General features: G+C 38.9%; 26 protein-coding genes. 15 read left to right on the forward strand and 11 right to left on the reverse strand.

Annotated features, from left to right (window positions below):
* Positions 1–25 precede the first annotated feature (25 nt).
* The 4 genes from B5X77_RS15370 (at position 26) to B5X77_RS15385 (ending at position 3,875) form a co-directional block, all read left to right on the forward strand.
* Positions 26–745: an ATP-binding protein gene (locus B5X77_RS15370; protein ID WP_079508845.1), complete on the forward strand. Its 720-nt coding sequence runs from the start codon at positions 26–28 to the stop codon at positions 743–745.
* Between the two features lie 3 nt (positions 746–748).
* Positions 749–1,381 carry a histidine phosphatase family protein gene (locus B5X77_RS15375; protein ID WP_079508846.1) on the forward strand — a complete coding sequence of 211 codons (633 nt, stop codon included), beginning with the start codon at positions 749–751 and terminating at the stop codon, positions 1,379–1,381.
* Positions 1,382–1,763: 382 nt separating this feature from the next.
* Positions 1,764–2,303: a WGR domain-containing protein gene (locus tag B5X77_RS15380; RefSeq protein WP_079508847.1), complete on the forward strand. Its 540-nt coding sequence runs from the start codon at positions 1,764–1,766 to the stop codon at positions 2,301–2,303.
* A 174-nt stretch (positions 2,304–2,477) separates the two neighbouring features.
* On the forward strand, positions 2,478–3,875 hold the full coding sequence (locus B5X77_RS15385; RefSeq protein WP_079508848.1) for an LVIVD repeat-containing protein: 1,398 nt from the start codon (positions 2,478–2,480) through the stop codon (positions 3,873–3,875).
* A gap of 222 nt (positions 3,876–4,097) precedes the next feature.
* Here the strand turns inward: B5X77_RS15385 and B5X77_RS15390 are convergent, their stop codons facing one another.
* The 3 genes from B5X77_RS15390 to B5X77_RS15400 form a co-directional block, all read right to left on the reverse strand.
* A complete protein-coding gene (locus B5X77_RS15390; RefSeq protein WP_079508849.1) occupies positions 4,098–5,408 on the reverse strand; it encodes an acetamidase/formamidase family protein in 1,311 nt (436 codons plus the stop codon).
* Between the two features lie 451 nt (positions 5,409–5,859).
* Positions 5,860–7,074, reverse strand: a complete 1,215-nt coding sequence (locus B5X77_RS15395) for an MFS transporter (RefSeq protein WP_079508850.1) — start codon at positions 7,072–7,074, stop codon at positions 5,860–5,862.
* 355 nt (positions 7,075–7,429) lie between these two features.
* Positions 7,430–8,002, reverse strand: a complete 573-nt coding sequence (locus B5X77_RS15400) for an undecaprenyl phosphate transporter UptA (RefSeq protein ID WP_079510255.1) — start codon at positions 8,000–8,002, stop codon at positions 7,430–7,432.
* A gap of 439 nt (positions 8,003–8,441) precedes the next feature.
* On the opposite strand from B5X77_RS15400, the gene B5X77_RS15405 reads away from it, so the two are divergent.
* Both B5X77_RS15405 and B5X77_RS15410 read left to right on the forward strand, forming a co-directional pair.
* Positions 8,442–9,857 carry an amino acid permease gene (locus B5X77_RS15405; protein ID WP_079508851.1) on the forward strand — a complete coding sequence of 472 codons (1,416 nt, stop codon included), beginning with the start codon at positions 8,442–8,444 and terminating at the stop codon, positions 9,855–9,857.
* 221 nt (positions 9,858–10,078) lie between these two features.
* Positions 10,079–10,612 carry a GNAT family N-acetyltransferase gene (locus B5X77_RS15410; RefSeq protein WP_079508852.1) on the forward strand — a complete coding sequence of 178 codons (534 nt, stop codon included), beginning with the start codon at positions 10,079–10,081 and terminating at the stop codon, positions 10,610–10,612.
* A gap of 63 nt (positions 10,613–10,675) precedes the next feature.
* On the opposite strand, the gene B5X77_RS23780 is transcribed toward B5X77_RS15410, so the two are convergent.
* The 3 genes from B5X77_RS23780 to B5X77_RS15425 all read right to left on the reverse strand — a co-directional run bounded on the left by B5X77_RS23780 (position 10,676) and on the right by B5X77_RS15425 (position 12,096).
* The gene (locus B5X77_RS23780; protein ID WP_257391821.1) at positions 10,676–10,876 is read right to left on the reverse strand and encodes a hypothetical protein; all 201 of its coding nucleotides are present in this window, start codon (positions 10,874–10,876) and stop codon (positions 10,676–10,678) included.
* Positions 10,869–11,186: an NUDIX hydrolase gene (locus B5X77_RS23785; RefSeq protein WP_257391822.1), complete on the reverse strand. Its 318-nt coding sequence runs from the start codon at positions 11,184–11,186 to the stop codon at positions 10,869–10,871. The genes B5X77_RS23780 and B5X77_RS23785 overlap by 8 nt, the downstream gene beginning before the upstream one ends.
* A 295-nt stretch (positions 11,187–11,481) precedes the next feature.
* On the reverse strand, positions 11,482–12,096 hold the full coding sequence (locus B5X77_RS15425; RefSeq protein ID WP_079508854.1) for an alpha/beta fold hydrolase: 615 nt from the start codon (positions 12,094–12,096) through the stop codon (positions 11,482–11,484).
* Positions 12,097–12,389: 293 nt separating this feature from the next.
* Between B5X77_RS15425 and B5X77_RS15430 the strand changes: the two genes are divergently transcribed.
* From B5X77_RS15430 to B5X77_RS15465, 8 genes are all read left to right on the forward strand, one after another.
* The gene (locus tag B5X77_RS15430; protein ID WP_079508855.1) at positions 12,390–12,842 is read left to right on the forward strand and encodes an HIT family protein; all 453 of its coding nucleotides are present in this window, start codon (positions 12,390–12,392) and stop codon (positions 12,840–12,842) included.
* Positions 12,835–13,650, forward strand: coding sequence for a protein phosphatase 2C domain-containing protein (locus B5X77_RS15435; protein WP_079508856.1), 816 nt, complete (start codon positions 12,835–12,837; stop codon positions 13,648–13,650). The genes B5X77_RS15430 and B5X77_RS15435 overlap by 8 nt, the downstream gene beginning before the upstream one ends.
* Positions 13,651–13,800: 150 nt before the next feature.
* Positions 13,801–14,277 (forward strand): glutathione peroxidase, encoded by a 477-nt coding sequence (locus B5X77_RS15440; RefSeq protein WP_079508857.1) that lies wholly within the window; start codon positions 13,801–13,803, stop codon positions 14,275–14,277.
* A gap of 20 nt (positions 14,278–14,297) precedes the next feature.
* A complete protein-coding gene (locus B5X77_RS15445) occupies positions 14,298–14,738 on the forward strand; it encodes a MarR family winged helix-turn-helix transcriptional regulator (protein WP_079508858.1) in 441 nt (146 codons plus the stop codon).
* Positions 14,739–14,966: 228 nt separating this feature from the next.
* Positions 14,967–15,365: a cytidine deaminase gene (locus tag B5X77_RS15450; RefSeq protein WP_079510256.1), complete on the forward strand. Its 399-nt coding sequence runs from the start codon at positions 14,967–14,969 to the stop codon at positions 15,363–15,365.
* Positions 15,366–15,707: 342 nt separating this feature from the next.
* The gene (locus B5X77_RS15455; RefSeq protein WP_079508859.1) at positions 15,708–16,094 is read left to right on the forward strand and encodes a hotdog family protein; all 387 of its coding nucleotides are present in this window, start codon (positions 15,708–15,710) and stop codon (positions 16,092–16,094) included.
* Positions 16,095–17,190: 1,096 nt separating this feature from the next.
* Positions 17,191–17,502, forward strand: a complete 312-nt coding sequence (locus B5X77_RS15460; protein WP_079508860.1) for a PadR family transcriptional regulator — start codon at positions 17,191–17,193, stop codon at positions 17,500–17,502.
* A complete protein-coding gene (locus B5X77_RS15465) occupies positions 17,503–18,693 on the forward strand; it encodes a DUF2812 domain-containing protein (RefSeq protein ID WP_079508861.1) in 1,191 nt (396 codons plus the stop codon).
* 64 nt (positions 18,694–18,757) lie between these two features.
* Here B5X77_RS15465 and B5X77_RS15470 read toward each other — a convergent pair whose 3' ends face one another.
* The 5 genes from B5X77_RS15470 to B5X77_RS23790 all read right to left on the reverse strand — a co-directional run bounded on the left by B5X77_RS15470 (position 18,758) and on the right by B5X77_RS23790 (position 25,044).
* Complete coding sequence (locus tag B5X77_RS15470) at positions 18,758–19,756, reverse strand: DUF3231 family protein (protein WP_079508862.1); 999 nt, start codon at positions 19,754–19,756, stop codon at positions 18,758–18,760.
* A gap of 253 nt (positions 19,757–20,009) precedes the next feature.
* Positions 20,010–21,197 (reverse strand): Ger(x)C family spore germination protein, encoded by a 1,188-nt coding sequence (locus B5X77_RS15475; protein ID WP_176167334.1) that lies wholly within the window; start codon positions 21,195–21,197, stop codon positions 20,010–20,012.
* A gap of 1 nt (position 21,198) precedes the next feature.
* Positions 21,199–22,623 carry a spore germination protein gene (locus B5X77_RS15480; RefSeq protein ID WP_079508864.1) on the reverse strand — a complete coding sequence of 475 codons (1,425 nt, stop codon included), beginning with the start codon at positions 22,621–22,623 and terminating at the stop codon, positions 21,199–21,201.
* On the reverse strand, positions 22,610–23,698 hold the full coding sequence (locus B5X77_RS15485; RefSeq protein WP_176167335.1) for a GerAB/ArcD/ProY family transporter: 1,089 nt from the start codon (positions 23,696–23,698) through the stop codon (positions 22,610–22,612). The genes B5X77_RS15480 and B5X77_RS15485 overlap by 14 nt, the downstream gene beginning before the upstream one ends.
* Positions 23,699–24,918: 1,220 nt before the next feature.
* The gene (locus tag B5X77_RS23790) at positions 24,919–25,044 is read right to left on the reverse strand and encodes a hypothetical protein (protein ID WP_257391823.1); all 126 of its coding nucleotides are present in this window, start codon (positions 25,042–25,044) and stop codon (positions 24,919–24,921) included.
* Positions 25,045–25,162: 118 nt separating this feature from the next.
* Here B5X77_RS23790 and B5X77_RS15490 point away from each other — a divergent pair, with 118 nt between their 5' ends.
* Positions 25,163–25,612: a GNAT family N-acetyltransferase gene (locus B5X77_RS15490; RefSeq protein ID WP_079508866.1), complete on the forward strand. Its 450-nt coding sequence runs from the start codon at positions 25,163–25,165 to the stop codon at positions 25,610–25,612.
* The last annotated feature ends 19 nt before the right edge of the window (positions 25,613–25,631 follow it).

Genomic DNA, 25,631 nt, shown 5'->3' on the forward strand with positions numbered 1-25,631 from the left:
TTTATAGCATAGAGGGAGAAAGCAAATGAGAGATATATTAGTGATTCCTTTCAATGAAGAAGAAAACCTGGTGATAGCCAGTGATAACAGCGGCTGTATTGGGATGAAGGAGGGTGACGCGGTTCATGTTTCTTATAAAACCGTCGCCTACTATTCATTCAGAGTGGCCGTCATGGAATGCATAAGTGCGGGTGCCGAACCTTTTGCGGCTATTGTTCAGAACTTCTGCGGTGAGAGAGCCTGGGATGAACTTTTACAAGGCATTGAACAGGGAGTTCGTGAGCTTGGAAAGGTAGACATCAGGATTAACGGGAGCACGGAAAGCAATTTTTCATTGAATCAATCTGCTGTTGGGATGTCGGTTTTGGGAAAAAGAAAATCAACCGAAAATACCGATAAGCTGACATATAACGCTCAGACCTGCCTAACTGTGATTGGCTCTCCGCTGGTCGGGCAGGAGGTAGTGGAAAGGGAAGAACAGGTTGTTCCTTTGTCTGTTTTTGCGCAGGTTTGCAATTTGGATGGTGTGGTCACGATTCCTGTGGGCTCCAAGGGAATTCTTCATGAACTTAATACTCTTTTTGGGAATGTCACATTCAATGAAGAAAATGTGGATACAACCATCCAAGTATTAAAATCTTCCGGCCCATCGACATGCTTTGTGGCGGTCTTTCCGGAACAAATCAAGAATGAACTTATTTCGATATCTGGCGGCTATTTTCATGAAATTAACTACTCGGGGTGAAACATGCTTCATTTATATGTAATCAGACATGGTGAAACAGAATGGAATAAAGAAAAAAGAAGCCAGGGCAGACTGGACTCTTCACTTACTGATAAAGGAAAAAAAGATGCCCTCTCTCTGGGAGCAAGGCTTCGGGACACAGAATTCCGGCAGATCCTTTCATCTCCTAGCGGGAGAACTTTAGAAACAGCCAGGCTGGTAAAAGGAGAGCGGATGATTCCGTTGATCACCGAAGAAAGGTTGATGGAAATCGATCTGGGAGCGTGGCAGGGAAAAACAGAGGATGAAGTCAAATATCTATACCCCGAAGAGTTCGAGGCGTACTGGAACGAGCCTGAAATCTATAAAAGCGTTGGTGGTGAAACATTTTTACAGGTTCAGCAAAGACTAATGGAGTTTTTGCAGGATTTGGAGAAAACCGCGACAGATGGTAATGTCCTGATTGTTACTCATGGCGTTGTCATTAAAACCTTATACTTGCTATGCCGGAATTCTTCTTTGAAACACTTATGGGAGCCGCCATTCATCCATGGTACAAGCTTAACGATTTTATCGCTTGATGCCGGAAAAAAAGAGCTCCTGCTTGAAGCATGTGTTTCACATTCGACAGATTCAGGTATGGAAATAGATAAATAGTAACCTTCAACCATAAGCAATATAGGTAAAATGATCAATGCCAGCATTATCGCTTGGGAAAATTATATTTTACATGATTTTATGATTTTGGAAGCAAGAATCCGAAGTGGTTTTCATCCTTAACAATGCCTAAGAAAGTAGATTTAATAGACATTTCAGCGAGGAACTCTTTTCAAAATGTCTAAGAAAGTGTATTTAATAGACATTCAGAGAAGAACCATGTTCAAAGAGTGGTTCTCTTTAAGGAGAGGAGAGAACCCAAAAAATCAATACCAAAAGACAGACTTATCAGCACTTTTGGACGGTCTTTTTGATTGTTAAAATAAAGTTTGAGTTGAACCTTTTATTGCAATGCTAAAAAAAACGATATGGGGTGCTAATCTTGATTAAGATGATTAAAAAGACTGATGTTGAAGTTTTGTATTGGGAAATCTGGCAAGATGGTAAAACACTGGTCATTCATTACGGTACTATTGGAGATATTGGTGAGACTGATGAAAAGAAACTTTCACTATTCCAAAAGGCAGGAAAGTTAATGAATGAATTAGCAGAAGAAAAAGCTAGTGAGGGATACGATTATCTAGATGAAGATGAACTATTCGAACTTGTAGTTCAGTACAGCTATGAAGAAGACCGGATGGAAGCAACTCTGGAAAAACGACATCATGTTGAGGATTTAATGAATGAATGTTTAGGCTGGACAGGCAACGGTTCTTGTGATGGCGGAGATATCGGCAGTGGTACAGCTAATATTTTCAACTATGTTGTCGATGTTAAGAAAGCAACACGAACAATCATAGAAGAATTAAAGAATAACAACCTGCTTGAAGGAGTAAAAATAGCTTATTTAAACCCTGAAGACGAGGAATACCTCGCTTTGTATCCGGAAGGTACAGAGTTGGCCTTATGTAAAAGGCATTGAGGCATCTGTCTGAAAACATTTTCCCAATAAAAATAAGACAAATAGGGTTTTAAGAAAATGTTTTTAGGAGCACCTTCCTATTTTTACAAAAAATAGAATTGGTTCTTTGTGAACTTTTTCAGAATCTCCTTCTGCTGTATTCTTAGTAATTAACTAGGAAAAGGAGGTTTTTCAATGTTAAAACTATCGTCAAAAGTACTTGCCGGAACTCTGGCTATTACTCTGGCAGGCACAAGTCTCGCCTGGGCCTGTGAGGATGGGCAAAAAAGTTATATTGAAGCTGGAGTTTCGACATTTGGCGGAATTCCACAAGTTAAGGGTTCTAAAAACTTTATGAATCTCCAGGAGACTGCCGCAGTGCCATTGAAGGAACTAAAAGGTTCGTCTGTAACTACTGCTGATGTGTTTGCCCATAAAGGATATGCCTATCTGGGAACACATAGAGGAAAAATGACAAACGAGGGAGTCCGGATTTTTGACATGAAAGATCCTGCGAATCCTAAGGAAGTAGCTGTCATTGGGAATGATATTCCGGGAACTTGGCAGGAAAAAGTTATTGTTCAATCCGTGAGTACCCCGGCTTTCCAGGGCGATATCGCAGCGATTAGTGTACAAAGGGTTGATAAGGAACGATATGGCTATGAAGGAGAAACGTCTCCGAATGGCGGAGTTGTGCTTTATGATGTCACAAATCCTGCTTCACCAAAGAAATTAGGCTTTTGGAAAACCCCTTCAAACCTGCCAACTGGCACGCATGAATTCTGGCTGACTGAGCAAAACAATCGTTTGCTGCTGCTTGCAACTAACTACCAGGCAAAAAGATACAAAGACCAGGGAGTAACAGTGAATGATTTCTCCATTGTCGATGTGACAGATCCAACGCAGCCAAAAGATTTGTCCAATTGGGATCCAACAGAAGTAGGCGGTGCTTTTGACGGTAATTATACATATAAGGATGAGACAGGAGCGTCAAGGACTGCATTCCTTCACAGTGTAATTGCCGACGAGACAGGTAAATATGCATATCTGTCCTACTGGGATCTCGGTACGATCATTTTAAATATTGAAGATCCGGAAAATCCAAAATTCGTAGGCCGCACTAAATTCGAACGTGACGTTCAGGGAGCCGCGCATTCAGCCGCACTAGCTCATGGGGGAAATATCCTCATCGAAACAAGAGAAGTGTTCAATCCTGATCCACATGATCCAGAATTCGAAAGAGGATGGGGATATGTACGAGTCTATGATATTAAGGATAAGAGCAATCCAGTTTTGCTGAGCACCTTCCGAACTCTGAATTCCGCTGTCCAAATTAAAGCAGGGGAAAGACAGCCAGGAACCTATACTGTTCACGACCCGAAAGTTAGAGGAAACACTCTATATCTGTCACATTATTCAGATGGTATTCGAATGGTCGACCTGACAGATCCAAGCAACCCGGTTGAAGTCGGTTCCTATGTATCCGATAAAGCAAATGTGTGGGGAGTATTTGTTGATCGGAATTATATCCTTGCTTCGGATATGGGCCAGGGATTGAAGGTACTTCAGAAGGTTGGAACAGGGTTAAGATAAAGTTAGGTATAAAATATTGCAAAATTGTTTAAGCTTCTTAGATTAAGAAGAACATTTAAAAAACTTGTTTACTTTAAAAAGATGATTCCTGAAACGGGGGGTCATCTTTTTGCTTGCGTATCGAGTGAGTGCAGTGGGTGCAGGTAACGTATTAAAAAGACCCTGTGAATCAGACTTTAACTTGTCTAATTCACAGGGTACTGTATAACAGCTTTTATAAGACTAGATTTCTAATAATTCACGATAATGGTCTTTAACCAAATGCGTTAATCCTAATTGGTCAAGATAGCTCGTGGGAGCAAGGAAGGTGACGGTAACGACTCCTGGGTGACGGCCGATTTCAATAGAACCTGTAATGGTGGCTCTGTTCATCACCTCAGGCACTGAGATTCCAAAAGCCTCAGCTGCACGCTGTAAGCCATTTTCAGTTGCTTCGTTCAGGTTGGCTCCTGTTCCAATGAAGGAAATGGGCATTGATTCCTCCAGCTTGCGGACTCCCCATTGCTTAGCTATATTCTGTGCAGATTCTTTTTCTTTTTTTGTAATTGGTTTAGCCAGGTAAGGGAGGTCTTCGCCAACGGGGAGCAGGATAGGACCATTGATGTTCAATCCTTTAATGACGATTGTTTGAAGGGTGACAATGCCGGATACATCTGTTGTATGGCCAGCTATTTCACCATCCCCCTGCATGGCATGCATATCCCCGATATATACACCGCCGCCTTTTACTTTTACCGGGCAGATCAGGATTGCACCTTCACGAACCCTGTTAATATCCATATGGCCATCAGTACGGTCTGCAAGCTGCTCCAATGTTATGCCGTATTCGTGAGGGGCATTAACAAGGAACTGGCCAAAGTCACCCGCATTATGAGAATCGGGCAAGGCTCTTCCAGGTGTTGTCCCCAGCTGGCCAAGGAAAGGACGAAGCCTTGCAACTGTTCCGACCAGATCATGAGGGGCAAATGCGACAATCGGGTTCTGCACAGAATTTTCCGGAGTGTTCATAAATGCGCGTCCTTGGTTAGCGGCTTCTTCGGCCGCTTCTTTATGTAATGTGACACCCACCTGTCTGTTGGAATCGAACGCGATTGTATAGCCATTTGTAAAAACAAAAGGGGTCACATCAGTATCGCATTTAGCGCATCGAACTGACTCCGGTCCAGTACCTACTACCTTTGTCTCTGGATAAAGCTCCCCGCAGCCCGGGCATTTAACAGCGACAAACGGATCGCCCACAAACCTGCCCTCAACAGGTGAATCGTTCCCAGAGGAGGTGCCCATGGAGGTGACCTGTACAGACTTTATTCGAATAGCAATCGCGTCGCCGACTTCAGCCCCTTCTACAAATACCGGTTTAGTAACTTCATGTCCGCCGCGAATACACGGTGTAATCATTGGCCCCCAACACCCTGGCGTCGTATTGGCAATAATATGGCCGCCATTTTTGACTGGTCCCAGCATTTCCTGCTCGGGATCAAGGATTCCATTCGTAAATTCATTAACATACACTGTTTGCCGCGCTTCTCTCACTATAAGTCACCCTTTCTGAATTTTCAGTCTCTACCTTATTATAGTGCTATTTATTGAGAGAGGCGAAAGAAAAGCATTACAGATACGAAACATGGGAATCCTTATTTAAGGAAGTGCTTTATACCCAGTTTATTAATATTTCAATGTAATACAAGTTAAACGTTAATTAGGTGGTAAAGGGAATTTGCCTCCACATAAATTAATAAATTCTTATCTTAAAATGTTATAAATGGAAATATGTTAATTTAAATTGCTTTTTGATGGAAACTACAGTTCACCTTAAAAGTTACCAGGCTTGCAACCAAATTACCATTCAGTCAAAAAGGGAGAGGGACGCTGTTAATTTCCTTACTATCTCAACATAAAAAGCCATCCACTATTGCAATTGGAAGGCTAAGAAGTGTGCTAATTTAGTTTTGTACGCGAAGAACCTTCGAGGGTTTTGTTATTTTTATGAAACTTTATGAGGGAAAACTTCAATTCTCTCATTTGAAATTGCCCCTAAGCGAATCGAAATGATGAAGGCAATGATAGCAAGGGATGAAATCATCACAACGACACCCAACCAGCCAAAATGACTGTACAATGTTCCGCTGGCTGTTCCTCCGATACTTCCCCCTGAATAATAGCAAAATAAATATAGAGAGGCTGCTTGAGCCTTATTGTTGGAAGCCAATTTACCCACCCAACTGCTTGCAATAGAATGACCGGCAAAATATCCAAAAGTAAAGACCGCAATGCCTATTATCTTGAGCCAAATATCATGAATTAAAGTGATGCAAACTCCTGAGAAAAAAATAATTAACGAGAGCTGCAGAATTTTCCCTCTGCCGTATTGATCAGATAACATTCCCATCCACGTAGAACTTAAAGTTCCAACAATATATACGATAAAAATGAATCCAACCAATGTTTGACTAAGTGAATAAGGAGGTTTAATGAGATCAAATCCGATATAGTTATATAGGGAAACAAAGCCTCCAGATAATAAGAATCCTATTAAAAAGATATAAACAAGACCGGGTGATTTTAAATGACTGAGTAAATTGGTCGTAAATTGTTTTATTTTAAAGGATTGCGGTTCAAAATGAGATGAATTAGGGAGGAGTAACCAAAAAATAACCGTTCCAAGTAAACTGATCAATCCAATTCCCATTAATGCTACATGCCAGCTAAAGTAATCCGTTAATATTCCATTTAAAATACGTCCAGCCATTCCCCCTATAGAATTACCGCTAATGTATAATCCCATTGCCATCCCTAAACTTTTTGGTTCAATCTCTTCTCCTAAATAAGCCATTGCTACTGCTGGAAGCCCGGCAAGTGTGATTCCTTGTAATATCCTCGTGACAATCAGCAGATTGAAATTAGGGACAAACCCTATTAACACGGAAAGTAGAGATGATGCAACCAGAGACATGGTCATTATTTTTTTGCGTCCATATATTTCCGATAAAGAACCAGCAAATAACAGGCTGAAAGCCAATGCTATTGTCGCAGATGTTTGAGTTAAACTTGATACGGCAGGGGAAACATGAAATTCATTTGCGATATCAGGGAGCAGTGGCTGAGTGCCCCAAAGCAGAGCAAAGGTACAGAAGCCGCCTGCAAACAAAGCAAAATTCACCATTTTAAATTCGCGTGTTCCACGTTTTATGTAAGTCATTGTTGGAATTATCTCCTTAGAAGTTTAGAAAAACCATTTCTCTAGTTCAAATAATATTAAATTAGCACTAATTCCTTTAGTTAAAGTGACCAAGCAACAAATTTACGACAAAATCCAGAAATTCCTCTCAACCTGCAAAACATGAATATGCATGGAAAGAAAGATGGTCAAATGTTTAGGTACTCTAAAGATAATTTAATCATACTACAAAGGCAATTTGACAGTAAATTATAAAAGGACAGCTTATCGGGATACTTTCCATGCTTTCATTGACCAATTATTCTACGATGCAAGAAATAGAAAAAAGACTGTCAAAATGATTGCTATTTGACAGCCTCTCGCAGTTTTTTAAAACTTAACGCTTATTTTTTTTCTTTAAAAGGAAATAAATGATTCCGGCAATTAATGCAATGATGGCAACTGGAATGATGTAAGGTTTGGCTGCATCCTTGATTCCAGCCCAGTTTTCACCAAGAACCATACCTAAGTATAGAAAGAACATTGTCCATGGAATGACTGCAGCGATGGTGTAAAGCGTAAATTTCACAAAGGACATTCTCGCAATTCCTGCTGGAATGGAGATGGCATGTCTGACAACCGGAATGAATCTGGCGGAAAAAATAACCCCTGGCCCATATTTTTTAAACCATTGTTCGGATAAGTCAATATGATGCTTGTTAATCAGGAGATATTTACCGTACTTCTCCAAAACTGGCCTGCCGCCGTAATAGCCTAGCCAATATAAAAACAGTTGGGCGACTGTTCCTCCGATGGTACCCGCAATTACCGCACCGGCAAAGCCGATTGTACCCTCAGAAATCATATATCCGCCATACCCAAGGACGATTTCACTCGGAATTACTTCAAGCATCAATCCGATGGCGATACCGAGATAGCCAAGTCCTGACAGCCAGTCCAACACATTCATAATAAAATCTTGCACGAAAATCTCCACTCCTATCTATATATCCAACTTTTTAATTATAGATGTTCTATGAAATTCATGTAAATAACATTATTTTTTCTAATGTTGAGAATCATAGTTTTTAGTGCTTTAACAAGGTAAAATTTTCTCTTTGACAACATGGTAGATTCTTATGTATGATTACCTAGGCTTATGGATATTTATACTTAATTTCAACTAAGTTGAGACTGGGGGATTTTCTAAAACAGGAAAACAAAACATCACGTTTAGAGATTCATCTAAATGAAATAAACTGTTTTGAATTCGGATATATAAATTGTTTGTCTCTTTTTGTCTTACCAACAACTAATTCGCTATTGCATTGGTGTGTTTTTTATTTATCAGGGAATGCTGATAAATGAAATTTTGAATTAAATTTTAGAACTATAAGGAGTAGATCATCTTGGGTCAATCAAATAAATTAGGGGTTTGGATTCTGACAGCCCTGGTAGTTGGGAATATGGTAGGTTCGGGAATTTTCATGATTCCTCGTTCACTTTCTGAAGCAGCAAGCCCGCTCGGTGTTTTGCTTGGATGGCTTCTGACTGGATTTGGTGTTTTGATGACAGCCTTGGTCTTTGGCAATCTCGCATTAAGAAAGCCCCATCTTACGGGCGGACCGCAAATTTATGCAAAGGAATTGTTCCCCCGTGGTTCTCATGCTGGAACTCTTTCAGGATTCATGGCGTCATGGGGCTACTGGATTGGAAACTTTGCAGGTAATATAGCAATCATCACTACATTTGCGAGTTATCTTTCAACATTTTTCCCTATTTTAACTAGCCAGGCTGAACTATTTACTTTTGGAAATAATGTAGTTACAACAGGGAATTTAATGACCTTCATTGTTTGTACCATTTTATTATGGGGAACCCATTTCATCATTTTATCTGGAATGGAACATGCAGGTAAGCTGAATTTTGCTGCAACAGCTGCAAAGGTTATCGGATTCTTCTTATTTATCATTATTGGATTATTTGCTTTTCAAAAAGCGAATATTCTTCCGTTTTCAGCACCGCGCTTCGATGAAGCTGGAAATACAATTGGACTGTACGGGCAGATTAACAGCGCAGCCATCACTACCCTCTGGGCATTTATCGGGGTTGAGTCTGCTATCGTTTTTGCTTCAAGGGCAAAACGCCCAGCAGATGTAAAACGTGCTACAGTTCTGGGATTATTGATCGCTCTGGCGATTTACATCGGGATCAGTATGCTGGTAATGGGGATGCTAGATCAAAAGACGCTGATTGCTTCTGAAAAACCGCTGATTGATGCAATTGAAACGGTAATGGGGCCAGTCGGAGGCCAAATCCTCGCGATTTTGGGACTGATCAGCCTTTTCGGTTCAACCATTGGATGGGTATGGTTAAGCGCAGAGGTGCCGTACCAGGCAGCTAGACAAGGTCTCTTCCTCCCTTCATTCCTAAAAGAGAATAAGAAGGGACTGCCAGTATACTCATTAGTTATAACGAATCTATTGGGACAGCTGTTTGTTTTCTCTACAATCTCTAATTCCATTTCTAATGCTTTTGATTTTATCATTTTCATTGCCACATTAGCCTATCTTGTTCCGTATTTTATTTCTTCTGTTTTCCAGCTAAAGCTTGTGATTACTGGAGAGACTTATTCGAAGATGGCATCTAGGATTACTGACGGAATCATTGCATTGCTTTCAACTGTATATTCCATCTGGGTTATCATTGCTGGGACTGCGGATATCAAGACCTTCACCTTTGGAGTCATCCTTCTGGCGAGCGGAATAGTTTTTTACGGCAAAGTAGCACCTCTAAGATTAAAGACGGAAAAAGAATTATCATAAAATCGTGAGCTTGCCAGTGTGGCAGGCTCTTTTTTATGTAAAAAAGGACTGCCTTTTTAGGCGTACCCCTCAATTAGCCAGACTTACGTTTTTCGTGAAGAAGGAAAAACAGTTAATGTGTTGAATTTAAGTGAAGAGCCATATGTGGAATGATGGAGACTTAAAACTTGGGATTCAAGGGGACAAGAAATAGTTTTTAAATTGTGAGGGATAAAAATAGAATGTTTAGTTACAAAGTGAATGAATCAATAAGTCTGGAAATATTGCAGCAACATCAATCAGAAGAAATCTTCAATTTGATTGATCTCAATCGGGAACATCTAAGAAAATGGTTATTATGGGTTGATAAAAGAAATACATCGGCAGATATGGTGCCAGTGATCGAGTATTGGTTAGAAAACCTGGCTAATAATCAAGGATTTGATGTGGCAATCAGGTATAATGGCGATCTTGTTGGCATGATTGGCGTCCAGTTTGAATGGGCAAATAGAGCCGCAAGCATTGGCTATTTTCTTTCAAAGAATTGTGAAGGAAAAGGAGTCATCACAACCAGTTTGAAGAGACTTATTAAAGAGCTATTCGAAACGTATGCTATTAATAGAATTGAAATCCAATGCGCCGCTAATAATACCAAAAGTCAGGGTGTTCCTGAGAGGTTAGGTTTTAAAAATGAAGGAATTAAGAGGGAAGGGCAATATCTTTACGATCATTATGAGGACTTGATTGTTTATAGCCTTCTAAAAAATGAGCAATAAATAGCCTTATCTTTTTCCTTGGAAACCTGCGGAATCTAATGCAGGTTTCCTATTATTTTTTTATCATAAAGCGCAGATGTCTTTTAACTGTTTTAATACATGGGTCTCACGCTTTAACCAGGTATTTTGCTCAAGTTTTTCAATGAGGATTTCATTTTGTCTGATTGCTTCCTCTATTGTGACCCACTTGGGTGTGAAATCCAGTATCGCTTCATACTCATCCAATTGCTGCAAATCTTTTTCTTTTGTTGCCAGCTTACACATAATAATGTGATGTCATCTCAAATAATGCAAGTTCTTCATATTCATCCGTTTTCCGTTCAATGACTTTGCCGAGCTTATCTTTGACAATGCAATGGGTATATCCGGTTTCTTCACTCACTTCACGCTTCAGGCATTCCTCTAGGCTTTCGTTAACATCCAGTCCACCACCAGGGAATTTATAATCTCCTTTATTGGATTGAACCAGAAGAATAAGATTGTTTTCGGTAATTACTGCCCTGACCGCGACTCTCTTGATGATTTTCTCAGAGCTTTTTAAATTGGGTTCGTCTACTGTTAGAGTGAAATTCATATTTGACACCTTTTCTAATTGAAAATTGTGGATTGAGTTTAGCTTACAGACTTTTTAAGAATTTCATCCCAATAAGATAAATATAATAAGTGACCTGCGTCCTCAATAAAGTTATAGGTGGAATTAGCATACTTTTTTCGAAGGTAATCTGAAGTTTCTGGAGTCCAGATTGTATCTGCGCCACCCTGCCATATATGTACATGGCCTTTAAAGCTTGGATTCTCCGATCTTGCGCTTTTTTTACACAATGCAAGAGCATCATAATATACACCATTCCCGCTATTACGGTAACCTTCTACAGTACCTTTAATAATAGCGGCTGTATGACGGGATCATTTACGACTCTTTTATCCTCATCCACCATCTGTTGGATGGACTCTTGAATAACAGAATCCAGGTTTTTAGATACTTTCTTACTAAGACTTTTAAAATAAAACTTTGTCATAAAAGGGATGTACCTATTCATATTCCTGATCATTTTCCAAGTACCGGGTAGAAGACTTTTTGTTTCATCACTATTTAGAGGAATAGCGCTGCTGACCAAGTTCAAGGATGCGACTTTCTCTGGATATTTGTCTGTGAAAACTTGGCTGTACAATCCGCCAGCCGACCAACCAATAAAAGTGGCCTTTTGAATACCTTTTGCGATAAGGAATTCATTTAACCAATCAGCGTAATCCTCCATTGAGTAATTCAACTCTATATCCGAGTCACCGTAACCAGGTCGGTTAACTGCGAAAAAACGTATATTGTATTTATCCAATATGTTTGTATCAGGATGAATGGCATGAACAGAGGAACCAAATCCGTGAAAGAAGATCACTGTGTTTTGATTTGTATCCCCATAGCCTGTATATGATAGTTTTCGTTTATTTGATAGCGGAATAGTTGATTCATAGTAATTTTGCATGAGCAGTTTACCTGTCTTTTCGTACTTTCCTAAAAGTATTCAACAAAGTCACTTATTTTCCTCTTTTTAGCGATACTGTCGTTATTTTCCTCTTTACACCGTGCTAGACTTTGAAGCAAATTGAATGGATTTTCAGAGAAGCACAGTGACCTGAACTTTAATGATAACCAGGACCACAGTAATAATAAAAGAGTGGCGGTGATAAAAAAGCAATTCGAAATCTTGAAAAATATACCAATCTTCCAGCGATTATATTATACTTTTAGAAATATAAATAAGCGGGGTGTTTTTTCGTGAACGATTGTTTTATTTGCAGTAAACACACTGGCAATATAGAAACTTCAGGGATAAAGATTTATGAGGACGATTTTGTTTATGTTGGTCATATTGACCGAAATGGGAACCCGAATTATTTAGGCCATATTATGATTGATTTGAAGAGGCATGTTCCAACTCTCGGGGAAATGACCATGGAGGAGGCAAAAGCGTTTGGCATGATGATGGCTAGAGTAAGTGAAGCTCTCATGCAAAGCGAGAATGCAGAACATATCTATTCTTATGTGTTGGGGGATGCGGTTCCACACTTGCATATGCATCTGGTTCCTCGATACCCGAACACTCCTAAGGAATTCTGGGGTCCGAATGCAGTATACGAATGGGAAAATGCGCCAATGGGGGACAATGACGATGTTATAGCGCTTTGCAAACGAATCAAGTCTTATCTGGAGAGCAAAACCTATGAGTAATGGAAAATATGACTTCAGCTGGGTAGGGAACCACGAGACTTTCATTGATCAGCCCCATACCCTTAAGCTTGGAAAAATTGTGATTGGGCGTTTTGGCGGCAATTCCAGCGCTGGACAATATAAGAATGAAGATGGATGTTTGGTATGGTTTAATGAGCAGCAAGATTGGGAGTTTGCGATTATCCTTGATGCCCATAAAACAGCGGAAAGTGCAGAACTGATCGTTGCACAGTTTGAAAAGGAGCAACATGATTTAAAACATCTATTATCTTTGGCGACAAATCAGCTAACTTTTAAAAGGATTGAAGAGAAGATATTAACCATGTTCCAATCTGAAGAATTCTTATCTTCTTGCCGAAATGTTTCCGGGGAGACTGCTTGTTTAATTGTTGTCAGGAAGGATAAGTATGTTTGGTGGTTTTCAGTTGGAGATTGTGTGCTCTATTTATTTCACCAGGAGCTCGCTGCATTAGGCCAGTATCAGGCCAATCAAAGACAATTTTACGAATGGGTCGGACAGGTCAATACTTTTGAACAGCAAGTGCCCTGTTATAGTACTGGCATAAAGGAGTTAAGAAAGGGAGAGAATCGAATATTCATGACCACCGATGGTTTAATTGAATGTCCCAATGAACCATATACAAAGCCATCCAGCATTTATGATTCCTTTAATGAAGTCAGTGATCATGAATGGATTGTTGGTTCGATGTTGGAAAAGATTAAAAACAATAATGTAAGAGACAGTACAACAATCATTTCCTGGAGCATGGAGGTTTCAAAGGAATCTACCATACCGAGTGACCAGTAGACCTTGAAAGAATTTATTGTAACGATTATTCAACGAAGCGCAGGGCATATAACCTGTGCTTTTTAGTTATGACCTTAACTTTGATTTATTTTTTAATATCTGGTACGATTTAATCGTACACGATTTAAACTCTTTTGAGGAGGTTCAATAATGGAAACTTTATATGATCTTACTGTTAAAAAGACAAATGGAGATTCACAATCTTTAAGTGAATATCGAGGAAAACCAGTGCTGATTGTCAATACTGCTAGTAAATGCGGTTTGACTCCCCAATTTAAAGGCCTTCAGGAACTTTATGACCTGTACCGGGAACAAGGGTTGGAAATTCTGGGTTTCCCTTGTGGACAGTTCAACGACCAGGAGTATGACAATATTGAGGAGACCACTCAGTTTTGCCAATTGAACTACGGTGTAACATTCCCAATGTTTGCAAAGATTGATGTTAATGGTCCGAATACAGATCCACTTTTTGCTTTTTTAAAAGAACAAAAAGGCGGGGTATTGACGAAGGATATAAAATGGAACTTCACTAAATTCCTTATTGACCGTAACGGGCAAGTGGTTAAACGTTATGCTCCAACTACTGAGCCTGAAAAGATAAAGAACGATATTAAAGAATTACTTTAATTATAGGAAAGGTGAGTTACTTGAAGGATTTACTAACATTGGAGAATCAGCTATGTTTTGCAGTTTACGAGGCAGGAAGCCAGTTTACAAAACTTTATACAAAAGCTCTGGATTCCTTCGGGCTCACCTATCCTCAATATCTCGCTTTATTAGCACTCTGGGAGAAGGATGGGCTTAGTGCTAAAGAGCTGGGTGAAAGATTAAACCTCGGAACGGGCACATTGACACCTATGATTCAAAGGATGGAAGCCAATGGGTGGCTAAAGAGGGAGCGTTCGGCTGAGGATGAAAGGAAAGTATCAATCATCTTGCTCCAAAAAGCCATAAAACAAAAGGAAGATATCGTGCAAAAAATAGCCGCAGAGCTGAAACTTTGCAATATTGAGTACGAAGAGTATGAACAGTTAATGAAACAGTTAAGCATATTGCGGGGAAAACTGAAAGTATACAATCGGTCATGAGAAGCACAAGGTTAACTTGTGCTCTTTTTGTCATAAATGAGTCTAATTGGTTCGTCCACTGTGTTAGAAGATTGTTTTGATACTTTTGAAAGCAAATAGAATATTTATTAAGAAATTTAATATTGACAAAAAATTAGCAAAAGTATTATATTAAAAGTCCTGCCAACTATTTGTTGGCGTATAGGGAACTGTTAAAAGTTCATTCTTGTGGGAAAGGGAATGATGAAAATGAACAAAGAGCAATTAGTGGAAAGTGCACGTGAGACAAAAAAGAATGCTTATGTGCCTTATTCTAAATTTCCTGTTGGAGCAGCATTGCTTCTGAAAGACGGCAGTGTGATTAATGGAGTCAATGTTGAAAACGTTTCCTTCGGTGCCACGAACTGCGCTGAGAGAACAGCTATTTTTACGGCCGTTGCCCAAGGTTACAAGAAAGGTGATTTCAAGGCAATCGCTGTGTCTGGAGATACGGTCGATTTTCTTCCGCCATGCAGTATCTGCAGACAGGTAATGGTAGAATTCTGTTCACCAGATATGCCGGTCTACTTAACCAATGACAAGCAAGAAATCCGAGAATTGGCTTTAAAAGAATTGCTGCCTTATGCATTCACTGACTTAGATATGTAATCTCCTAATTATTTGAATAAGAAAAGAGCATGTTTTGATAAAATATCAGAACATGCTCTTTTTTATTTAGGCTCTCTTCTCAAAATTTGTTGCTATTGCATACAAAATAGGATGGAATTACCAAATTTTCTTCACAAAATTTTCGCTTATTAAGAGAAAAGAGCTTGCCAACTTAATACCGACCTGCAAAATGCCTTTTATCACGTTAAAATCGGCTTTGGATTTTAACAACAATCTTTACGAAAACAGCCTTTATTTATATTGAAAAGATAGTTGAATACCCCGATTTATTATTATAAAATTCTTTAAAAAAACATACAGCTAATTACTGGAGGAAGTTATATGACATTAAAAGTTGGGGATATGATAACATTTCAACGGACTTTTACAGAAAGGGATGTAGAACTTTTTACAGAACTATCAGGCGATGAAGGAATTCACCACATTACACCTGATAAACAGGGAAGAGTTGTTGTCCAGGGATTATTAACAGCAACCCTGCCAACGAAAGTGGGTGGAGATAACAACGTTCTAGCGCGGAACATGGTCTTTGAGTTTCTAAGACCTGTTTTTACAGGAGATACAATCAGCTGTGAAGTGATAATTGAACAATATGAAAGCCAGGAGAAAAATCGGACAGCTATTTTGGCCACATTTTCATGTAGGAACCAGAATGAAAAAGAAGTATTGAAAGGCAGTTTCTCAGGGGTCATACTTCAACAAAACTGATTCCTTTAAGCACGGGAAGATTTCATGTGGTTAGACGATTTTTGCCCCATTCGATTGAAGACGTAGTATCGATTTCCCTATGGTGTTTTTCCGTTTCTCATGATGATGATAATGATCCTTCCATAGATGCCATTAAGGGAGTAATCACATCCTTTCGTGGTGGTTTCCCATTGCTTTAGGATTATTTTGGGGCGAGTCGTCACACCCTTATGTAGTGATTCTTCGTTCCATAAGACTCCCTTTAAGCTCTAATCACATCCTTATGTAAGGAGTTCAAGTTCCATAAGACTCCCTTTAGGTTCTAATCGCACCCTTATGTAGTGATTCTTCGTTCCATAAGACTCCAATTAGGTTCTAATCGCACCCTTATGTAAGGAGTTCAAGTTCCATAAGACTCCTTTTAGGCTCTAATCACACCCTTATGTGAGTAATTCAAGTTCCATAAGACTCCAATTAGGTTCTAATCGCACCCTTATGTAAGGAGTTCAAGTTCCATAAGACTCCTATTAGGCTCTAATCACACCCTTATGTGAGGAATTCAAGTTCCATAAGACTCCATTTAAGCTCTAATTACGCCCTTATGTGAGTAATTCAAGTTCCATAAGACTCCCTTTAGTCTCTAATCACACCCTTATGTGAGGAATTCAAGTTCCATAAGACTCCATTTAAGCTCTAATTACGCCCTTATGTGAGTAATTCAAGTTACATAAGACTCCATTTAAGCTTTAATCACACCCTTATGTAGTGATTCTTCGTTCCATAAGACTTCAATTAGGCTCTAATCACACCCTTATGTAAGGAGTTCAAGTTACATAAGACTCCATTTAAGCTCTAATCACACCCTTATGTAAGTAATTCAAGTTCTATAAGGCTCCATTTAGCCACTATTTACACTTATATGCAATTCCATGTTCCATAAGAATCCATGATAAGGATACTTTTTGAAGTTTGGTAGGGGCTATGAGCTCTATTTCCTTGTCTCCAGCCATAGCACGGGAAGAATCATGTGATTCTTTATATATAGTTTTTGGTATTTATAGTAAAATTATGTTAGGCGATATATCGTTATACATAATAACGTGGAAGGGGTGTAACCATGGCATTTTCCGGAGGTCCGATGACTGAAGCCATGTACTATGTGTTGCTGGCATTATTGAGGCCTAATCATGGATACCAGCTAATGCAGGCCATTGCTGAGGTTTCGAATGGCAGAGTCAATATGGGTCCCGGCACACTTTATGGTGTACTGACACGAATGCAAAAGGACGGACTGATTTCAATAGCTGAGAATGATGGCAGAAGAAAGACCTACCAAATTACCCGGGATGGCGAAAGAGCGTTGCGCACTGAGTACGGCCGGTTGAAAGCTTTGATTGAAGACAGCAAGGTACTTGAGGAGGAGAAGTGAATGAGTAAAACCGTCTATAAGCTTCGTCCTCGTGATTTTTGGAGAATCGGTGAGCATGAAAGCTGGTTTGCAGACATGGCGGCTCAGGGGCTCCATCTGAAAAAGGTCGGGATTCATTTTGCCAAGTTTGTAAAAGGTGAACCACAAAGCATGAGATATAGAATTGATGTTTCCAATAAAAAGAAGATTCCTGCTGAACAAGTTGAGATATATGCGGAAAATGGGTGGGATTACGTAACCAGCTATACCTATTTTCACGTTTTTTCTTCGCCTGTCGAGATGAATGCTCCGGAACTGCATACCGATCCAGCTGAGCAGTCCTATACATTAAAAGAGTTGGATGGAAAATTGGCACGGAATGCAGTTCTCGTTATTATATCGATGATTATGATAATTGGAATGTTGAGTTCCATATGGTTTCTTGATGGTACGCCAACTCTGATGATGATAGAAGGCTCAGCCATTCAGCAGACAATCACAGCCGTTTTCTTGGGATATACTGCCTATCACTCATTGCAAGCAGCTTTATCTATTCGTCAACTGCGAAAAAACCTGGTTGAAGGAAATTCGATTGACCATCATGCTCCTTGGAAAAAGCATCACCGCATACATACAGCCGTTGCTTATCTTTTTACAGTGGTGGTGGGAATGAGTGCGATCATTCCCTTAACACAACTTGTAAAAATGGATACAAAAACTTTGCCTGAGGGTAGGTTAAACGTCCCAATTGTCAGATTAAACGATGTTGAGAAAAATCCAGATTTAGTTCGACCAGAACCTTCCTATATGAGTGATGATGTTGACTGGGGCAATCGATACACTTTTAATTGGAGTCCGCTTGCACCTGTACAATATGTATCAGATGAAACTGGGATGGTGCCAGGTAAATTATGGGGAGATGGCAGCGGAGAATATTCTCCAGCTATTCGCACGCATTACTATGAACTTTTGATTCCTGCGATGGCGGATGAACTGGTTTCGGACTTGATTAAAAGATACAGCTATGAAACCAGCCAGGACGAATATATAGAAAAAAAACATCCGGATTTAGATCGTTTAATAGTACATGTGGAAAAAGACAAGAATGAGGTTTTTGCTGCTAAGGGAGGAACAGTCATGTATGTCAGTTATCATGGGGATTCAAATATAACTTCATTGGTTGAGAATGTCGCTAAGAAGATTCGTGAATAAAAGGGTTAGTCCCAAATCAAACTGGCTGTTAGGAATTCCTAACAGCCAGTCATAGTTTTTCCTATTATTGTTGACGTCTTGACATTTGAGGAGGCTCTTCTGTCCATCCGTTTTTTATCATTATTTTTGCTCCCTTATGGCCATATTCAAATACATCTTTAGTAAAGATGCTCATTTTTGCAGGGAGGTCGTTACGTAAACTAAAAGCTGTTCCAAGCGAGTTGCTTCCCAGAGAAAAACTGCAAAAAAGACTGATACAGTACATCATTAACTTATCAGAAAATGGGGCGGCAGTAGACTGAGTTGTATTTCCTCCGGGTGTCTGGGGTACCGGCAGGTTATCCTGGAGCATTAATTCACTTAATTCCTTAATAATCCCCTTAGCCAGCTCGGCTCCTTCGTATAAATATTGCTTAACCTCTTTATTATTTGCACACTGGGCAAATCCTAAAATCATGTGAAGACCTGTAAGATTTGATTCAATGGCTTTATGAAGATGTGCCACCTCCACCGTGTTTAACGTCCTTTTCTGTGTCAATGGATTGAGGGCGCTAGAGCTTAAATAATCTTTATTTTTTACAAACTCAACTGAATTTGGCATAGACACATAAGGAGCCCTTACAAGAAGCCCCTTTTCAAGCAGATACTGTGAACAAATCCTAAAGTACTTCTGTGACAGAGAAGTTAGACCTTCAATCAGCAAATTTATATCTTCACGAAATGTCATAGTCATATTTAGGGCATGCAGCCCCATGCTTATTTCCTTAAATAATCTGACGAACATAATATCAAAACCGTTATCATATAACTTCGGCACATCCTTGATTACGTCTTCCTCTGTAAAGCCGACTGGAATAACGGCCCCTTCCTGTTTGAAAATTTCAATGATTTTACTGACATACAGCTCAAGCTCCTTATGTAAACTAGTCATAATATCCTTGGCTTGATCATCATCAGCCTTCTCTATTAAGTATTCCAGCATTCGCATTATCATCGTTTTTTCTTGATAGGTAAGCCATAAAACCCCTAGTTCGGCAGAGGTTATGGAAGCTTTATCGGGCATGTGCAATCCTCCATGAAGTTTTTTATTTATAGAGTTCACTGAGATGAAGATTTTGATTCTGGTTTTCATTCGCTAAAATACTTAAAACACAAGTGTTGAACAATGAATAGGCAGGCAGTGTCCAACAGAAAAACAGTCCAAAGCAGGTCTTAAATATTTTGTTATACTTACTTCAAAAGAACAGTGGAAAAACAGAAAAAAATGATGGCGGACACTGCCCTTATTACGATAAAGAATAGGTAGATTCAACCCGTTAATTTGAGTAAATCGATTTTTTCTCCCAAATATTTGTGCGGGTTTTTAACTTATAATTATAGGTGGAATGCAAGTTGATTGTGACTTTTATATTACTGAGTGAGCTTTCATCCAGATAAAACGTATTAGGACCGTTTCTTTTAATAAAGTCCAAATATGAGCTTTTGTGATTTCTGAACCACTCTGTACCAAGGCGCAGCACATCAGAGTTTATTGTTAGTCCTTCCTTAAAACTCTGACTTATTTCTTCCCGAATGACTTTTTCTATATCTTCTTTTATTTTCACTTCCGATACATTCTTAATACTTTCAAGGATATCTACGGTACCCTTTAAAGAAACCTCGAAGGCAGGACTTCCGTTACCCTGGATAAATCGAATGTCCATTTTGGAAGTTTTCACTTTTACGACAGTATGGGGGTCTTCTTTTTCTCCAAGAATATAGGTATTCCTCATCGGTGCATTTTCACGCCATCTAATGCCTTTTATTTCATCAACGGATTTATACCCTTGGTAAGTTTGATTTTCATAAAAATAACCGCCTATAAAGGTTAAGTTCTTATAGGATGTTTGATCTTGACTCCATTTATCCTCTATTCCTATTGCGGGTACATAGGTCGCAGCAACAGGTTCATAGTATTGAGCGATAAATTCCCGGTACGTGAAATGTTTTAGATAGATTTCATTTTCTTCTTTTCGTGGTTTCAACAGAATGGTGTATAGGGGAGGGTAAAAGAATAACCCATGAGTCGTGAATATATCCTTTATAGGCTCCCTCGTACCCAGGATGAAATTTGTTTGACGAAAAAAATCCAGTCTTCCAATTTCCTGAGTTACGTCTAAAAACTTGGATTCAAGAACTTCTTCCGATAACAATATCGTCTTAAAATGGCGTAAGTATAGTTGAGGCTGTGAATTTCTCTGTAAGCTAGCGACTACCTCGCTTAATGTTTTGCCCGAGCTTTGGCCAATCCAAATTGGAGAGGGCTCTGCCGGCTTTGCACTTTCTGGTTTTGCTACTCCAGAAAAATCGAGTGCCATTGTATAAATGACGTATTCATTTTTCTCTTTATTAAAGTCGATTCCTATGGCTACTACATAGGTGAAATCTTGAATATTTTGACTTGCTCCACAGCTGGTTAAAAAAGGGATAAACAGTACAAGTGAAACTTTCTTTAAAATTCGCATTCTAATCCTCCTGCCGGTTTGGATCATTTGGCCTCAAGGAAGCATCTCTTCTGGTCAGCATATTCCATGGCATTTTAAAAAAAGAAACACCCAGCTTTGATAATGAAAAAGGGTAGGAGAAGGACAAATAAGGAACACCGTGTGATGTTAAGGTTGAAAAATAAAAAATTACCAGAAGTGTTCCCACTACAATGCCAAAAATACCGAAAAATGTACCTAATAAAAGGAGGACAATGCGGAGTAGCGTTGCAGCGCCTCCAAGAGTGGGATTCACCAGAGTATAACCACTCACAAAAACTATTCCCCCCACTACCAGCATCGATGGAGAAGTCAATCCCGAACGGATTGCGGCATCGCCAACAATTAAACCGCCAAGAACGGATACTGTTTGTCCAACAGAACGAGGCAGTCTCATTCCTGCCTCATGAAAAAGCTCGAAAAGAAACAGCATAATCACCATTTCCATGGATGTAGACAGTGGGATGCCTAACCGTGAAACACTAATGGTGGCAACCAATTGAAAAGGAATTTGATCAATATTATGAGTAGTCAAAGCAACCCAAAATCCAGGTAAAAGAATAGAAATAAATAACGAACTAAGACGAAGCATTCTTTCAAAGGAGACATATAAATAATTCTGATTTAAATCTTCTGGTGATTTTATTAAGTTTGCAAGATGAACTGGTGCGATGGAGGCCAAAGGCTGGCCATCGATCAAAAGTGCATACCTTCCTTGATTTAATGCTTCAAGAACATAATCAGGCCTGCCGCTGTTGTCGGAAGTTGACATCAAAGATCTTGGCTGATCTGCTAATAATTTCTCAATTTGCTGAAGACTTGTTACTACATCCAAATCAAGATTCATTATCTTATTTTTTAAAGAATCCAATAACTGTTTGTTTACAATGTCATCAATATATATAAGCGCCATGGTCACATTGCTTCTTTTGCCAATAATATATTTCTCCACTTTTAATTGATTAGATTTAAAGCGTTTTCGGATCAAGGCCAGGTTTGAATTTAGGTCTTCGATAAAACCATCTCTTGGACCTTGAACTGATGGTTCGATGGAAGATTCCTCCGGAGTCCGGGCGGGGACCTTTGAGACATTCAAGGCAAAGATCGTTTTGTCTATAAAAATTAGAAGGCTTCCTGATAAAAGTTCCAGCTGCAATTCAGCAATGGATTCCTCAGAAACATCTTTGACAAGAAACTCCTCTCTTACGAACAAAGTAAAGTCACGTAAGCTGCCTTCAGCTTTTCTTAATCTTGATATAACGACTTGTTCAATAAAATTAACGTCAACCAGACTTGCAAAATAAGAGAGTTCGATGGAGAAATGCTTGTAACTTCTTGAGGAAAAGATGACATCGTCACAATTATTAAATTCTGCTTTTAGCTTTTCAAATAGATTATGACCTTTCAAGAGGTGCCTTCTCCCTTCGTTTTGATAAGAGAACTAAAATAAATAATACCGTCGTAATAGATACAACAATGATTAAACTAAAGGGAAGGAAATAAAGGTACTGAAATTTATTAATGTCATAGGTGTCCAGTTTTAAAAAGGAAAAACCATATATTATTAAATATAAAAAAGGCAGAAATAACTTACTTTTTCTTTTATTAAAGTAATGATTGATAATATACATAAACAAACCTATACGAAAAAAAGCACCGCTTATCCATTGAAACATAGCCAGGAAATCTAAACGGGAGATAAATTCACCTATTTTTAATAACTTCCATTCCTCATATGCCGGAAATGCAAAATTTCTTGCTTCAACAGGGCCAAATTCCATAATAGCCGCAGACAACGGGCCAAACGTTAACCCCAGTAAAACGACACCTAACCAAAATATTTGTTTGAATTGTATTTTTTGATTAAGTTTATGTTGAATTAAAATTATGACAAAAATCTCCGTTAGTCCTGATAATGAAAAGAAAATCCCTTTGAAAAAGGGAACATATCCATTAAGAAACAATGGAAACAAGTATTCAGGATCTTTCTCTGTAGTATTAACACTCATGATAAAAAAACCAAGAAAAACGACCATAGGCAAAACAATAGTAGACATGATGGCCAGTATTTTTAATTTTCTGCTAGAAAGCAAGTAACAAGATATAAGCAGAACTGATGAAATGAGAAAGCTCGGCGTAGTCGGCAGAAAATAGATCTCTGCCCAGTAAGATGTATTAATGAATGTAATGGAAGCATGGACAAAAAGAATCAATATTAAGGGTAACGCAATCAGAGCAGCCATTAACTTTCCATAACGTTTTTTAAGCCAATCCGATATGTTCTCCTGATTGGTATTTTTATTAATGTAATAAATGATCCAGATAAAAAGCAAAAAAGGGAAAAACGCAGTTATAACACTTAACCATGCATCCCTTCCTGCAGCCTCCAGCAATAAAGGAATGAGAATAACATGATTAAATAAACCCGTCGACAATGTTAATATAAAGAAAACTTCTTTTGCCCTCAGAAGATTGTAATTCAATCGAAATTCACCACCAGATTCATTCCCAACAGAGAATATCCTTAGCAAAATGGAAAATTTTTATGCATGCAGGAAGGCGCCTACCAGGATCAACTTTGGACAGGTTCAGAGGAATATAGAGAAAAGCTGTCCAAAGCAGGAACAACTTCGGACAGGTTTGACGGAATATAGAGAAAAGCAGTCCAAACAAGGGGCAACTTTGGACAGGTTCAGAGGAACATAGAGAAAAGCTGTCCAAAGCAGGAAGAACTTTGGACAGGTTCGATGGAATATAGTGAAAAGCAGTCCAAACAAGGGGCAGCTTTGGACAGGTTTAGAGGAATATAGGGGAAAGCTGTCAAAACAAGGGGCGACTTTGGACAGGTTCAGAGGAATATAGTGAAAAGCTGTCAAAACAAGGGGCAACTTTGGACAGGTTCAGAGGAATATAGTGAAAAGCTGTCAAAACAAGGGGCAACTTTGGACAGGTTCAGAGGAATATAGAGAAAAGTTGTCCAAAGCAGGAAGAACTTTGGACAGGTTTGATGGAATATAGAGAAAAGCTGTCCAAAGCAGGAACAACTTCGGACAGGTTTGATGGAATATAGAGAAAAGCAGTCCAAAGCAGGAACAACTTTGGACAGGTTTGATGGAATATAGAGAAAAGAAGTCCAAAGCAGGAAGAACTTTGGACAGGTTTGATGGAATATAGAGAAAAGCAGTCCAAAGCAGGAACAACTTCGGACAGGTTTTATGGAATATAGAGAAAAGCAGTCCCAAGCAGGAAGAACTTCGGACAGGTTTAAGGGATTATAGTGAAAAGCTGTCAAAACAAGGGGCAACTTTGGACAGGTTCAGAGGAATATAGAGAAAAGTTGTCCAAAGCAGGAAGAACTTTGGACAGGTTTGATGGAATATAGAGAAAAGCAGTCCAAAGCAGGAACAACTTTGGACAGGTTTGATGGGATATAGGGAAAAGCAGTCCAAAGCAGGAACCACTTCGGTCAGGTTTAATGGATTATAGAGGAAAGCTGTCAAAACCTAGGTAAACTTGGACAGGTTCAGTGAGATATATCAAAAAGGTGTCCAAACATGGGGATCATAATGCTGTTTAATTGAATTTTCTGTCTATCTTTAAATTATCAGTGCGGATTCTATAATTTAAGTCTCGGCTATTTATCCATCACAGTTGGGAAGAGCCCTTTAAAGATTATATTTTAAAGGGCATGGTCTTTCTGTTGTTAACTTGTCTTTTCTTTTTCCAACTTTTCGATTAGTGATTCAACGGTTTTCATAATCGTTTCATTGCTCACATCCCGGCCTAATACTGCGCTGGCCCTCTTTACTAATTCTTCTTTGCTAATCATTTTTTTTACCTTCCTATTTACTTATTTCATTTTTCACCCAATGTTTATTATCGGTTGAATTATTTTAAATTAAATAAGAACATAGAATAAATAACTGAAACGCTAAGGAGGCATTTTTGTGCCACAACATAATTTTAAAATAATTGAATATAACCGGTGTTATGCACGTCAAACAGTGGAAATGTGGCGAAATAGTAAGGAACAAGCTATTGGACAGAAGGAAAAGCATAGCTTTGAAAATCATATACATTTTTTAAATCATCTTTTACCAGAACAGTTTCAAATAGACATTGCGTTAAGTGAAGACGAAGTAGTCGGTTTGATTGCCTATAGCAATAATGAAATCAGTCAACTTTACATCCATATTGATTACCAGGGATGTGGTATTGGACAAATCTTGCTGGATCGGGCGAAAAAACAATCATGTGGACGATTAACTTTATTTACGTTTGAAATTAATGAAAAAGCACATCGTTTTTATGAAAAGAATGGTTTCACGATAGTGGGGAGAGGTCATGAAAATGAAGAGGATCTGCCGGATATTGAGTATGAGTGGATATCCAAATGAAGTTCTTAAGCAGATACTA

It is taken from the genome of Mesobacillus jeotgali (assembly GCF_900166585.1).
Lineage (GTDB): Bacteria > Bacillota > Bacilli > Bacillales > Cytobacillaceae > Mesobacillus > Mesobacillus jeotgali_A.